The organism is Mycobacterium sp. Root265 (assembly GCF_001428895.1).
Classification (GTDB): Bacteria; Actinomycetota; Actinomycetes; order Mycobacteriales; family Mycobacteriaceae; genus Mycobacterium.
In genome coordinates, this window is record NZ_LMJA01000030.1 from 656,549 (window position 1) to 668,877 (window position 12,329).

Annotated in this window: 13 protein-coding genes; 5 read left to right on the plus strand and 8 right to left on the minus strand. The window is 69.5% G+C overall.

All coding sequences use genetic code 11. The annotated features are described in order from the left end of the window. The first annotated feature begins 123 nt into the window (after positions 1 to 123). The 3 genes from ASE48_RS25475 (at position 124) to ASE48_RS25485 (ending at position 3,831) form a co-directional block, all read left to right on the plus strand. On the plus strand, positions 124 to 2,292 hold the full coding sequence (locus ASE48_RS25475) for an acyl-CoA dehydrogenase (RefSeq protein ID WP_057169919.1): 2,169 nt from the start codon (positions 124 to 126) through the stop codon (positions 2,290 to 2,292). A gap of 79 nt (positions 2,293 to 2,371) precedes the next feature. After that, the gene (locus ASE48_RS25480; RefSeq protein WP_057169920.1) at positions 2,372 to 2,902 is read left to right on the plus strand and encodes a hypothetical protein; all 531 of its coding nucleotides are present in this window, start codon (positions 2,372 to 2,374) and stop codon (positions 2,900 to 2,902) included. A gap of 14 nt (positions 2,903 to 2,916) precedes the next feature. Next, complete coding sequence (locus tag ASE48_RS25485) at positions 2,917 to 3,831, plus strand: alpha/beta hydrolase (protein ID WP_057169921.1); 915 nt, start codon at positions 2,917 to 2,919, stop codon at positions 3,829 to 3,831. Positions 3,832 to 3,856: 25 nt separating this feature from the next. On the opposite strand, the gene ASE48_RS25490 is transcribed toward ASE48_RS25485, so the two are convergent. Next, the gene (locus tag ASE48_RS25490; RefSeq protein ID WP_057169922.1) at positions 3,857 to 4,243 is read right to left on the minus strand and encodes a heme-binding protein; all 387 of its coding nucleotides are present in this window, start codon (positions 4,241 to 4,243) and stop codon (positions 3,857 to 3,859) included. Between the two features lie 379 nt (positions 4,244 to 4,622). On the opposite strand from ASE48_RS25490, the gene ASE48_RS32895 reads away from it, so the two are divergent. Continuing rightward, positions 4,623 to 4,760: a hypothetical protein gene (locus ASE48_RS32895; RefSeq protein ID WP_156409361.1), complete on the plus strand. Its 138-nt coding sequence runs from the start codon at positions 4,623 to 4,625 to the stop codon at positions 4,758 to 4,760. Positions 4,761 to 4,763: 3 nt separating this feature from the next. Here ASE48_RS32895 and ASE48_RS25495 read toward each other — a convergent pair whose 3' ends face one another. From ASE48_RS25495 to ASE48_RS25520, 6 genes are all read right to left on the minus strand, one after another. Further along, the gene (locus ASE48_RS25495) at positions 4,764 to 6,065 is read right to left on the minus strand and encodes an amidohydrolase family protein (protein ID WP_057169923.1); all 1,302 of its coding nucleotides are present in this window, start codon (positions 6,063 to 6,065) and stop codon (positions 4,764 to 4,766) included. Next, a complete protein-coding gene (locus ASE48_RS25500) occupies positions 6,059 to 7,174 on the minus strand; it encodes a CoA transferase (protein WP_057169924.1) in 1,116 nt (371 codons plus the stop codon). The genes ASE48_RS25495 and ASE48_RS25500 overlap by 7 nt, the downstream gene beginning before the upstream one ends. Positions 7,175 to 7,201: 27 nt before the next feature. Beyond that, on the minus strand, positions 7,202 to 8,098 hold the full coding sequence (locus ASE48_RS25505) for a hypothetical protein (protein WP_057170038.1): 897 nt from the start codon (positions 8,096 to 8,098) through the stop codon (positions 7,202 to 7,204). Positions 8,099 to 8,183: 85 nt separating this feature from the next. Beyond that, positions 8,184 to 8,558, minus strand: coding sequence for an ArsR/SmtB family transcription factor (locus tag ASE48_RS25510; protein WP_057169925.1), 375 nt, complete (start codon positions 8,556 to 8,558; stop codon positions 8,184 to 8,186). Next, entirely contained in the window at positions 8,500 to 9,765 is a 1,266-nt protein-coding gene (locus tag ASE48_RS25515) for an MFS transporter (protein WP_057169926.1), read from the minus strand. The genes ASE48_RS25510 and ASE48_RS25515 overlap by 59 nt, the downstream gene beginning before the upstream one ends. Before the next feature lie 48 nt (positions 9,766 to 9,813). Next, complete coding sequence (locus tag ASE48_RS25520) at positions 9,814 to 10,632, minus strand: helix-turn-helix domain-containing protein (protein WP_057169927.1); 819 nt, start codon at positions 10,630 to 10,632, stop codon at positions 9,814 to 9,816. Positions 10,633 to 10,733: 101 nt separating this feature from the next. On the opposite strand from ASE48_RS25520, the gene ASE48_RS25525 reads away from it, so the two are divergent. After that, entirely contained in the window at positions 10,734 to 11,444 is a 711-nt protein-coding gene (locus ASE48_RS25525) for an SDR family oxidoreductase (RefSeq protein ID WP_057170039.1), read from the plus strand. Here the strand turns inward: ASE48_RS25525 and ASE48_RS25530 are convergent. Continuing rightward, entirely contained in the window at positions 11,407 to 12,321 is a 915-nt protein-coding gene (locus ASE48_RS25530) for an enoyl-CoA hydratase/isomerase family protein (protein WP_057169928.1), read from the minus strand. The two genes, ASE48_RS25525 and ASE48_RS25530, sit on opposite strands and share 38 nt — an antisense overlap. Between the last annotated feature and the right edge of the window lie 8 nt (positions 12,322 to 12,329).

The window sequence follows — 12,329 nt, forward strand, 5'->3', positions numbered from 1 at the left end:
GCGAGCGTACCCGCGCAGCCCCCTCCCTAAGCAGACATTCTCGAGGATCTGTCTACACAGACGTCAAATTGTGATCCGCATCACGACCGACCGCGTAGGTGGTGCCGGTAACTTCAATTCATCATGAGCAAGTCTGCGCTGGCCATCACCGAAGAACACCAGGATCTCGCCGCCGCGGCCATCGGGCGGCTCCAACGCTCCGGCAGCCGCGCCGCCGCCCGCGCCACCCTCGATCAACCCGGCAGCTATCCGCGCGAAATCTGGTCCGCAGGAGCAGAACTGGGCTGGAACGGGTTGGCATTGGCCGAAGAGTTCGGCGGATCGGGCTTCGGGCTCGCCGAGTTGGCGATCATCGCCGAGATCACCGGCCGCGAGCTCACCCCGGGCCCGTTCCTGCCGACCGTGGCCGCGGCCCTGGTGATCGACCGGTGCGCCCCCGATTCCGTGCGGGCCCAGCTTCTCCCGGGCCTGGCCGACGGCAGCACCGTCGCGGCCCTCGGTCTCAACGGGCAGGTGAACATGGAGTCCGATCTGACCGCCACCGCCCAGTGGCCCGCGGTCCTCGGTGCCCCGGATGCCGATGTGCTGGTGCTCGCGGCCGGCGAGGACCTGGTGGTGGTCGAGGCGGCCGCCGACGGAATCACCGTCACCGCACTGCCATCGCTGGACACCACCCGCTCGGTCGGGTCGGTGGCGATGCGGGGCGCCGCGATCTCCGCCGACCGGGTGCTGCGCGGCGCGGCCCGCCACGCCCGCACCGTGTTCCGCATCCTGGCCGCCGCGGAGTCCGTCGGTATCAGCTGGGCCACCCTGGACATGGCTGTCGAGTACGCCAAGGTCCGTGAGCAGTTCGGCCGTACCATCGGTACCTTCCAGGCCGTCAAACACCATGCCGCGAACATGCTCGTCGCCGCCGAGCAGACCACCGCGGCCACCTGGGCCGCCGCCCGGGCCGACGACCTGGATGCGGCCTGGCTGCCGGCAGCGATCGCCGCGGCTCACGCAATTCGCGCTCAGGTCTTCAACGCGCAGAACAACATTCAGCTGCACGGCGGTATCGGGTTCACCTGGGAACACGACGCCCATCTGTACCTGCGCCGGGCGCGCAGCCTGTCCGCGCTGCTGACCGACGGTGCCGACCCGCTGACCGATCTGGTCGACGCACAGCGCGCCGGGCAGACCCACAGCGTGGCGTTCAGCGTGCCCCCGGAGGCCGAACAGTTCCGGGCAGCCGCCGCGGAGGCGGCCGCCAAGGTCCGCTCGCTGCCCGAGGCCGAGCAGCGTGACTTCCTGGTCAACTCCGGCTATCTGGTGGCGCACTGGCCGCAGCCGTGGGGGCGGGGCGCCGATGTGCTGGAGCAACTGGTCATCGAGGAGGAGTTCCGCGATGTCGCCATTCCCGACATGGGTATCACCGGGTGGGTGACCCTGACCATCGCGCAGGCCGGTACCGACGATCAGCGTGAACGTTGGGTGGAGCCGGTGCTGCGCGGGCAGTCGATGTGGTGCCAGTTGTTCTCCGAACCCGAGGCCGGTTCGGATGCGGCCGCGGTGCGGACGTCGGCCAAGCGCGTCGACGGCGGTTGGACGGTGACCGGCCAGAAGGTGTGGACCAGTCTGGCCCAGCACTGCCAGTGGGGCCTGGCCACCGTGCGCACCGATCCCGAGGCACCCAAGCACGCCGGCGTGACGATGATGGCCATTGACATGAAAGCCCCTGGCGTGCGGGTCAATCCACTGCGCGGCATCACCGGTGACGCCCACTTCAACGAGGTGTTCTTCGATGACGTCTTCGTTCCCGACGCCGATGTGGTCGGCGATGTGAACAAGGGTTGGCTGGTCGCCCGCGCCACGCTGGGCAACGAGCGCATCTCGATCGGCGGTGGATCGGGTGCGCCAACCGGGTTCAGCACCGCCGATGTCGTGGCGCTGCTGGACCAGGCGCCGCCCGCGGTGGCCGCCGGCCATGTGCACGAGACGGGCCGGGTGATCGCCGAAACCCTGACCCTGCCCATGCTCAACCTGCGCCGGGTCAGCCGGGCCATCGCCGGCGCCGAGCCGGGGCCCGAGGGCAACGTGACCAAACTGTTGGTGGCCGAACAATCGCAGCGACTCACCGAACTCGGCATGGCGCTGGCCGGCGTCTCGGCGGTCACCGGACAGAACGACGGACTGACCCGGGCATACCTGGGCAACCGCGCCATGACGATCGCCGGCGGGACGTCGGAGATCACCCGCAACACCATCGCGGAGCGGATCCTCGGCCTGCCCCGTGATCCCCTGCTCAAATAGCCGCCGGGAGACCAACATTCGGTGAACAGTCGGCCACGAGGGGTGCGGGGACGCGGCGACTGTGCCTATACCTGAAACCATGCCCGAGCACACCGACCTTGCCGATGTCCTGCTGTCGCTGCGCGGGGTGTGGGATGAGGTCGCCGTCGACGAACTGGACCATGCGCTGCAGTCCGCGGCCCGCGCGATGGAGGACGGGGCCGATGACGAACTGGTGCTGGCCGCCGCCCTGCACGACATCGCACACAGCCCGCTGATGCCCGCCGGCCCGGCGCATGACCTGCTGGCGCGAGAGTGGCTGACGCCCCGGTACGGGCAGCGGGTGGGCTGGCTGGCGGGGGCTCATGTGGCCGCGAAGCGTTACCTGGCGGCGACCGTCCCCGGCTATCGGCTCAGCGCCATCTCGGAACGGTCGCTGCAGCATCAGGGAGGGGCGGCAGTGGACCCCGCCTTCGTCAACCATCCGTGGTGGCCGGATGCGTTGCGGTTGCGTCACTATGACGATGCGGCAAAGGATCCCGGTGCCGTGGGTGCCACCGTCGAGCAGGTGCTCGAGGTCGCGCGCCGGGTGCGCGTCAGCCGCGATCCCGATCCGGACGCCGCCCGGTAAGCAATACTGTCGGGGTGTCGACAACCGCCGCCTTCCATCGGGAGCTGACCCGCTTCGCGCGCGTCCTGCCTCGCAAGATCGTCACTCCGAAGAATCTCGGTCTGTTGCAGCGGATGACCGTGCTGGCCGACCGTCGTGTCCCGCCCGGGGTCGAGGTACTCACCTTGGCCTCCGGTGTCGGGGTCCGGTTGTACCGGCCGGCCGGAGTGGCAGCGCCCGGCCCGGCCCTGCTGTGGATCCACGGCGGCGGTTACGTGATCGGTAGCGCCGCCCAGGACGACGTGCTGTGCCGCCGCTTCGCGTCCGCGCTCGGCGTGACGGTGGCCTCGGTGGACTACCGGCTGGCGCCGCAGAATCCGTATCCGGCCGGCCTGGAGGACTGCTACGCGGCCCTGACCTGGCTGGCCGGACTGCCCGCTGTCGATTCGGGGCGGGTGGCGATCGGCGGTGCCAGCGCCGGAGGCGGACTTGCCGCCGCGCTGGCCTTGCTGGCCCGCGACCGCGGGGAGGTGTCGCTGGTGGCGCAACTGCTGGTGTACCCGATGCTCGATGACCGGTCGGTCGGCGCGCAGTTCGACGATCCGGGGCACCGGCTGTGGACACATGAGAGCAATCGCCTGGCCTGGTCCGCATATCTGGGCGGCGCCGACCCCGAGGTGGCGGTGCCCGCCCGGCGACAGGACCTCAGTGGGCTACCTCCGGCATGGGTCGGTGTCGGCACCCTCGATCTGTTCCACGACGAGGACCTCGCCTATGCCGAGCGCCTGCGCGAGGCGGGCGTGTCGTGCGATGTCGAGGTGGTGCAGGGGGCGTTTCACGGCTTTGACGGCATCGCGCCGAAAACCGCGGTGTCGCGGGACTTCTTCGACAGCCAGTGCGCCACGCTACGGCGGGCATTCACCGGCGAGCCGGTCCCGTCACCCGCCTAGGCGGATGACGGGAGCCCCGGTTCTGCTAGCCGGCCATGAACTCCGAATAGGCCGATGCCAATTCGGGCGACAGCAGCGTGACGTTGCACTGCCGCTGGGTGTCCCCGATCGGTGCCAGGATGCCGCGCAGCTCGTAGTACTCCTGCGAGTTCGCCGTGAAATAGGCCCGGATATTGGCCGAGGCCTCGGCGCGCGGCTGCGTGCGGGCCGCCTGCACCACCTGATTGGCGCCCGGATGGGCATTCAGGTAGGCACTGGCGGCGCCGGTCACCGAGCTGACGGTGCCGGCCACGGCGTCGGGGTTGCAATTCGGAGCGGCCGAGGCGGTCGGCGCAGCTACCAGCGCGACGGTGGCAGCACCGAGCAGACAGCCCGCGGAGACCCGGCGCATGCGTGTGTTCTTCAGCTTCATGATTGATTGGTGTCCTTCGTGTTCTGATCTTCTGTATGCCTCGTGCTAGACATCCCAGGCTTACGGTCCCAGACCCGAAAACAACGGTACGCGTGCCTTGTTGGTGCCCCGCCGGACCGTAGATCAAACGTCGGACGGTAGGCGCCGGTGTTACATCATCCGGACGTGACTTCGGTCGCAATCGCGTCGAAAACCGTCTCGCCCTCTGACAATTTGCGGCATTTTCTTATGTCAACCGGCAAACGTTTAATTGATCGTGATCTGCACTGTGACCGGATTGTTATCCGGATCAGCCGCGGAACGGAGTCCGCTCGGTTTTCCGGATAAGCGTTGTGGGTAGCCGACTCCGGAATGTGTCACAACTGCAGAAAGGGAGCCGATGCCTCGCGGTAAAGGTGTGTACGTCGATGACGACGATTCAGGTGACGGCTCCCGGCCCAAGGTGGACGAGTCCGATGTCGATGAGCAGACACCGGATGTGCACAAGCCCGAACCGGGCACGGAACCACCGGACTGACGTTCACCTGCGATAGGTGATCTCCCCGTCGATCAACGTGGCCACGACGGCGCTGCCGTCCAGGTCGTGGAGAAGCTTCGCCGGCGGCACGTCGAGCACGCACAGATCGCCCGGCTGGCCGGGCGTCACGCTGCGCGGCGCCGTCGGCGCGGTCGCCGTGCCCAGGAACAGTTCCAGGGCGGTGCGGGCACCGACGCGTTCGGCCGCACCCAATAGTGCGCCGTCCGGTGTGCGACGGTGCACCGCGGCGCGCATGGCGGCCCATGGGTCGCCGTCACCGAAGGGCATGTCGGTCGACAACGCCACCCGCACCCCGGCATCCAGCAGCGACGCGAGCCGCCACAGCTGATGGTGCTCGTCGGCCGGGACGTCCGTGAGGTACTGGTCACCGCGCTCGGCCACGAAATTGGGTTGGGTGATCACCGTGACACCCAGGTCGACGAGGTCGGCGAGGCAGTCGTCGGGCACCACCGCGGCGTGCTCGATGCGATCGTCCGGATGACTGCCCGCGGCGCGCAACGCAGCGATGGTGATGACCAGTTGCGCCGCGGTGACACAGTGCACGGCGACCGGAGCGTCGTCACGATGGCGGCGGATGACCCAATCGGTGAGCTCGTCGAGGTTCAGATTGTCGTCATGCAGGATGCGTTTTCCCGGCGCCAGATGGTGTAGCCGCTGACGCATTCCACCGTGCCGGTGCACCTCGTCCAACTTGACGATGTCGCCGATGTCGAGATCCGGTGTGGCATCGGTGATTCCGGTGATCCCGTAGGCGGATAGTCGGTGACTCAGGTCGTCGATCGCGGTGTCGCGGCGCTGCAGCGCATCCGACCAGGTGCGGTCGGCGCTGCGCAACCGGCCATCGGGGTGGTCGGCCAGGCCGACTGCGGCCAGGCCCTCCGAGTTCAAGGTCCACAGGATCCCGCTGCGGTGCTGAATCCGTACCGGAACCGGCGGGGCGAGGGTATCCAGCCGGGCCCGATCCAGCGGGCCGGCCACCGCTTCGTGGTAGCCGACCGCGCGGATCCAGCCGTCCTCTCCCGGTTGTGCGTCGGCCAGAATCCGGGCCAGGTCGTCACGGTCGTTCACCTCGGTGGTGCCGACCCGGACCGAATCGGCCGCCGCCGCAGCCGAATGCACGTGCACATGGTGATCGTGCAACCCGGGGATGACCGCACCGCCGGCCGCGTCGATCACCTGCTCATCGGGGTGCGCGGGGAGTTCGGAGGCCATCTCGGTGATTTGCGCACCGACGCGGAGGTCGACCACCCGTCCGTCGAGCAGCGCTGCTCGTTGGATCAACATGACACGGAATGCCTTTCGTCCAGCAGTGCCTGCACCGCAGCATCGTCGGCGCCCAGCGCGGGTGCCGACGCGCCTGTTGCCGGTTCGACGGGTTCCCGGACGGGCCCGCCGACAAACCCGGCGTAGCCGGCGGCGGTCGCCGACATCGACACCTCCACCAGTTCACCACCGCCCCGCGTCAACGCTTCGGCCACGGCGGCCGCGGCATGCAGACCGGTCAGCGGATCCGCGATCGCGTCGCCGACGAAGACCGGTCCGTCGGAACCCGCGCCGACCAGTCCACCGGCCACTGCCGCGTCGTCGCCGAAGGCGACCCGGGTGCCGCTGTCACCGTCGGAGCCGTATCCACTGATACGCAACCAGATCCGCCCGGCCCGTGGTGCGATGTCGCCCGGCCCGAGGCCACGGCGGATCAGCGCGGCGGGCCGCGACCCCTCGATCACGACATCGGCCGCCGCCAACAGCCGCTGCATCGCCGCGTGGTCATCGAATTCGATGGCATAGGAGAGCTTTCCGCGGTTCATCCAGTCGTAGAAGGCGGCAGACCCCGCTCTGGTGCCATCGGGACGGCGGCGGCTCTCGGCCTTGATCACGGTGGCATCCGCGCCACCGAGCAGCTGCCCGCACAACGGGCCCGCCCACATCGATGACATGTCGACGACCAGCAGCCGGCCGGAACGCTGTGCCCGGGGTCCGTGCGGCAGGGTGACCGGCGGGCGGGGTGCCGCCTCGCCGAGGACGGCCGCCGGCAGGCCCAGCAGCCGGGCCCGGTCCACGGCGGCTGCCGCGGCGCGGGTGGACACCCAGCGCTGCAGCTGCGGCCACGGGTCGGCGCCTACCTCGTCGACCTCGATCAGTGCGGGTACCGCGGCGATGTCGTCGGGGCGGGACAACGTGAACGCGCACCACGTGTCGGCACCGCGCAGGATGCGGGACGCCCCGCCGGCCGAGGTCTGCCCTTTGGCGGTCAGTCCCAGCAGCGCTGCCCGCCCGGTGAGCAACCCGGCGGCGTCGACCGGGGGGCCGGCGTGCGTAGTGAACGCGTCCGCCACCTCCTGGGCGCGCGCACTCAGCGCTTCCGGGACGCCGACGGTGCTCACACCCGCCATCTTGCCTCGTATCAGACTTGCCCCATATCAGAAATGCAAAGCGGTGAAGCGCCAGTCCAGCACCTGACCCCGGCCCTCCCCTACGGCGTGGACCAGTGAGCGCAGCCGTAGCCGCGTGCCCGCCGGGGCGGGCGTGGCGGCCTCGATGTGCAGTTCGCTGTGCAGGGTGTCGTTCTCGTGCACGGGCCCGGTGTGATCGCAGGATTCCCAGCCCAGCACGGTCGCCAGGTTCGGCAGCAACCGGACCGCCTGGGCCAGCGCCAGCCCGATGGTGTGCCCGCCGTACACCAACCGCTGCCCGCCGACACGCCAATCATGATGGGTGGCAGCGATGTTCAGTGACAGTCTGGCCAACTCCGGTGCGCTGGTGACGACATCGGCGGTGCTGTGCAGGACGGTACCGACCAGGGAGTGATCGAACCCGGTGCCGTTGAACGCCTCCGCGTTCCAGTCCGCCGTCGGGTCCGGTGGGCTCTGGCGATCGGCGCCGACGGCGTCGAGGTCATCGGCATGTCCGGTCCGCACATCATCGCCGGACAACGGGAGCATGGCGCAGCGGTAGAAGTCCAGGACCGACCGTCCGTCCTGATCCGCCGTGGTCATCCGCAGCGCGGCCAGGCCGGTCGCGGCCCGCCCCGGTTTTGCCGAGTTCTGCCGCAGTGCGACCACCTCGGTCCGGGTGCTCAAGGTGTCACCGATGGCCGGGAAGCGGTGGAACTGCAGCCCGCGGTAGAACAGGTTGGCCTTGACGCGCTGGGTCACCAGCGTCGACTGACCGATCGCCACATCGCAGACCAACGCGGGATGTGCCAGCGGTCCGCCGCTGCCGGTGACCGCCGCAGCCAGGCGGGCATCCAGTGCCAGCCGGAGACGGTCGCCCAGAATGCTCTGGTGCGTGGCCGCCGCGCCGGAGGTCAGGGTCATCGACGGCGCGGTGTCGAACACCTGCCCGACCTGCAGGTCGTCGAAATAGGGCCCGCCGTTTCCAGTCACGGCTCGGACTCTAGTTTCAGGCGTGCGGTGGCTCGCCGGTCACCCGGTGATCGGCATGGTTGAGGCCCTCCTGCACCAACCTGCCCAGGTGCCCGTCACGCAGTCGGTAGAACACCCGTCGCCCGTCCTTGCGGGTGTCCACCAACCGGGCAAACCGGAGTTTGGCCAGGTGCTGACTGACAGACGTGCGGGAACCGCCGGTGACCTCGGCCAGCGCACTCACATCGGCTTCGCCCTGGGTCAGCAGCCAGAGCAGGTGCAGACGGGTCGGGTCGGCCAGCATCCGGAAGGTTTCGCTGGCGGCGTCGAGGCGGTCGCGGTCCGGGGACGCATCATGGACGAGACTCGGCGACGGCTCGGCTCGGGGTTTCTCGGGCGATGTCCCGCCCATCTGCCTCACCCCTCCCGCGCGTCATGATCCACGCCGCAGCGAGCGCCGCGAATGAACCGAGGATAGCGAGAATCGCGGCGGCGAGCCCTTGATTGACGGCCGCGCCCACCCAGCCGGCGATCGGATAGGTCAGCAGGAACCCGGCGTGTGACATCGAGAACTGCGCGGTGAACAGGGCGGTCCGGTTCGTCTCGGTGCTCGCCCGGCGCAGCAGGCGTCCCGCCGGGGTGTTGACCATGGATGTCGCTGCGCCCAGCAGAGCCCACGTCGACGCCAGCACCGGCCACGTCGGGGTGGCGGCCACGAGCACCGTCGCGGCCACCAGCAGACCGGACGCGGCGACACCCGCTCCGCTCAGCATGACGGTGCGGTCGGTGACCACGGTGAGCAGCCTCGGCACCGACAGTGCCACCACCATCGACCCCGCGCCGTAGGCGGCCAGCATCATCGCGACATCGGCCTCGCTGCCGCCGAGCATGTCGCGGACGTACACCACGGTGTTGACCATGACCAGCGCGGTGGCCGCGGCGACCGCGAGATTCATGGCGACCAGCGCGCGTAATTCACGATGGTTCAGCATGTTTCGCGCGCCCGACAACAATCGCCGCCGCCACGGTGTGCGGTCGGGGTCGATGTCGGGCACCGCCGCGCGCCGCACCAGCGCCGCCGAGAGCAGGAATCCGGCGACGGTTCCAACGAACAGGCTGTTGTAGGTCAGCACCGCCAGCAGTGCGGCCGCCAGGATCGGGCTGACCATCGCCTCCAGGTCATATGCCAACCGGGACAGCGACAATCCCCGGGTGTAGGCCCGCTCGTCGGTGAGTATCGCGGGGATCACCGCCTGGAAGGCGGGTGTGAATGTCGCCGACGCTGCCTGCAGGACGAACACCAGCGCGAAGATCTGCCAGATCTGCCCGACGAACGGCAACATCAGGGCGACCGTGGCCCGGGTCAGGTCCGCCCCGATGAGAACGGCTCTGCGCGGCAGGCGATTCGTCACCGTCGCCATGATCGGTGCGACGAAGACGTAGGCCAGCATCTTGATCGCCAGCACCGTGCCGAGCACCGCTCCGGCGGTGGGTCCGGCCAGGTCGTAGGCCAGCAGGCTGAGCGCGACCGTCAGCAGGCCGGTGCCACCGAGCGCCACGATCTGCGCCGCGAAGAGTCGCCGGAACACCGGGTTGCCGAGGACGGCGGTGCTGCTCACTCGTCAAGCATGACATACATGTGCGCACGTGCGCACATGTATGTGTGTTCACCTGTCGGCGGTCGCCGCCAGACTGCCGAGCAGTGCCACCGCGTCCGCACTCGAGGACCCCGGTTCGGCCTGGTAGACCACCAGCTCCTGGCCCGGCGCCGAACGCACCGCGAACGTCTGCATCTGCAAGGTCAGCCGTCCCACCGTCGGATGCTGAAACGACTTGTTGGACAGCGTTTTTCCGCGGGCATCGTGTCTGGCCCACAGATCGGCGAAGTCGGTGGCGGCAGCCAGCAGGTCGGCCAGGACGTCCGCCACCCGCGGGTCACCCGGGGCTTCGGCGTAGTTGCGGCGGAAACCCGCGACGGAATTCGCCGCGATCGAGGGCCAGTCCACATAGAACTCCCGGGCCCGGGCCTCGGTGAACACCAGCGACAGCAGGTTGCCGTGCGAGCCGAAATCACCGAACAGGGCATCGGCTATCGCGTTGGTGGCCAGCACGTCATAGGCCCGGTTGTAGACCAGTGCCGGATTGTCCGGCCAGGCGTCCATCAGGCGCATCAGTGCGGGGTCGACGCGATCCGGGACGACGACGGTATGCGGCCGCGGCGCCAGCCCCGCCACCCGGAACAGGTGCTGGCGGCCGTCGTCGTCGAGTCGCAGCGCCGCCCCGAGCGCATCGAGCACCTGTGCCGACGGGGACCGTTCCCGGCCCTGCTCCAGCCGGACGTAGTAGTCCACGCTGACGCCGGCCAACAGCGCCACCTCCTCGCGTCGCAGCCCCGCCACCCGGCGGTGCCCGACGCTGACCAGACCCACATCACCCGGGCTGACCAGTGCGCGCCTGCTGCGTAGGTAGTCCCCCAGATCCGACATACCGCCACAGTAGGACGCATCGGCACCGCGCTGCCTGGGTGCGCTGCACCCAGGCACACCGCGTCCTGGCTGACCGTCCGGTGCCGTCCGACGCTGGGGTCATGACAGATAACAAGATCGTCCTCGTCACCGGAGCCACCAGCGGTATCGGCGCGGCGGTGGCCCGCAGGCTCGCCGCCCGGGGCCACCAGGTGCTCGCCGGTGCCCGCCGCGAAGACCGCCTCGCCGAACTGGCGGGTGACAACATTGCGGTGCGCCGCCTCGATGTCACCGACCGCGCCGATGTCGCGTCGTTCGTCGAGTGGGCGGTCGCCGCTTACGGCCGCATCGACGTCATCGTCAACAACGCCGGCGTGATGCCGCTGTCCCGGCTCGACGCGCTGCTGGTGGACGAATGGGACGCCATGATCGACGTCAACGTGCGCGGTCTGCTCAACGGCATCGCCGCGGCGCTGCCGCAGTTCCAGCGGCAAGGCCACGGGCATTTCGTCACGGTGGCCTCGGTCGGCGCTCATGAGGTGGTGCCCACCGCGGCGGTCTACTGCGGCACCAAACACGCCGCCTGGGCGATCACCGAGGGTCTGCGACAGGAGCTCGACCCGTCCATCCGGGTCACCACCGTCTCCCCCGGGGTGGTGGAATCCGAACTGGCCGAATCGATCACCGATCCGACGGCGGCAGCGGCGATGCAGACGTACCGGGCCGACTCGATTCCGCCGGACGCCATCGCCAGGGCCATCGCCTACGCGATCGACGAACCCGCAGAGGTGGACGTCAACGAGCTGGTGATCCGGCCGGCACGTCAGCGCTGATCTCGTCGACCAGCCCCCAGGCCAGCGCGGTCGCCGCGTCGATGGTCACACCGGAGAGCACCAGATACGCGGTGCGCCAGCGCCCGATGCGCCGGGTGATGCTGACGGTGCCACCGGCGCCGGGGATCAGACCCAGCGCGAGCTCGGGCAGACCGATGGTGGCGTCGGGGTGGCACCGGATGTGCCCGCAATAGGCGGCCATCTCCAGCCCACTGCCCAACACCTGGCCGTGCACCTCGGCCCGGCAGGCCGGGCCCAGACGTTCGGTCAGTTCGGCCAGCGCCAGGGCCGGGCTGTGCCGGGTGCGCGCCAGGTGCGCGCTGGCCGGGTCGGCGAACGTGCCGAACTCGGCGAGGTCACCACCGCTGCAGAAGGACGGACCGTTGCCGGCCAGCACCACCTCGGTCACCGAATCGTCCAGCCGGGCCACCTCGAGAGCCTCCAGCAGGGCGGCGCGGGCATCGGTGGTGAAGGCGTTGTGCCGCCGTGTCCGGTTGAAGCGGATCGACAGGGTGTCGCCGCGGCGTTCGGCCTGCACCGGATCCGGCACCACCGGTAGCTGCACGGGCCCGCGTTCGTCGAGCCAGCGGGCGAATTCGGCTCCGGACTGCAGCGTCGAGTACGCCAGCGATTCGGTGATCAGACCCCCGAACGCCGGGGCGGTCGGCTGATGGGCGCGCAGCACGTCATCGCATACCGCCGCGGCCTGCGGCCACCGCCCGCAGCGCTGGGTCAGATCGGCGAGCGCGTCATCCACCGATGCGACCGTGACGACCCGCCGGTCGGCCGAATCCGCTTCGGTCAGCGTGAAAGTCGCGTCGTCGTCCGGCTTCTCGACGGCGACGCGTATTCCGGCGGGCAGCTCCAGCACCGTCATGGGGCCGC

What these genes read in the sequence shown, in the direction of transcription:
- ASE48_RS25505 (WP_057170038.1), bottom strand. Translation starts at nt 8,098, where the DNA reads ATGACCCTGACCTCCGGCGCGGCGGCCACGCACCAGAGCATTCTGGGC.
- ASE48_RS25500 (WP_057169924.1), bottom strand. Translation starts at nt 7,174, where the DNA reads ATGGCGGGTGTGAGCACCGTCGGCGTCCCGGAAGCGCTGAGTGCGCGC.
- ASE48_RS25530 (WP_057169928.1), bottom strand. Translation starts at nt 12,321, where the DNA reads ATGACGGTGCTGGAGCTGCCCGCCGGAATACGCGTCGCCGTCGAGAAG.
- ASE48_RS25480 (WP_057169920.1), top strand. Translation starts at nt 2,372, where the DNA reads ATGCCCGAGCACACCGACCTTGCCGATGTCCTGCTGTCGCTGCGCGGG.
- ASE48_RS25475 (WP_057169919.1), top strand. Translation starts at nt 124, where the DNA reads ATGAGCAAGTCTGCGCTGGCCATCACCGAAGAACACCAGGATCTCGCC.
- ASE48_RS25525 (WP_057170039.1), top strand. Translation starts at nt 10,734, where the DNA reads ATGACAGATAACAAGATCGTCCTCGTCACCGGAGCCACCAGCGGTATC.
- ASE48_RS25495 (WP_057169923.1), bottom strand. Translation starts at nt 6,065, where the DNA reads ATGTTGATCCAACGAGCAGCGCTGCTCGACGGACGGGTGGTCGACCTC.
- ASE48_RS25490 (WP_057169922.1), bottom strand. Translation starts at nt 4,243, where the DNA reads ATGAAGCTGAAGAACACACGCATGCGCCGGGTCTCCGCGGGCTGTCTG.
- ASE48_RS25510 (WP_057169925.1), bottom strand. Translation starts at nt 8,558, where the DNA reads ATGGGCGGGACATCGCCCGAGAAACCCCGAGCCGAGCCGTCGCCGAGT.
- ASE48_RS25520 (WP_057169927.1), bottom strand. Translation starts at nt 10,632, where the DNA reads ATGTCGGATCTGGGGGACTACCTACGCAGCAGGCGCGCACTGGTCAGC.
- ASE48_RS32895 (WP_156409361.1), top strand. Translation starts at nt 4,623, where the DNA reads ATGCCTCGCGGTAAAGGTGTGTACGTCGATGACGACGATTCAGGTGAC.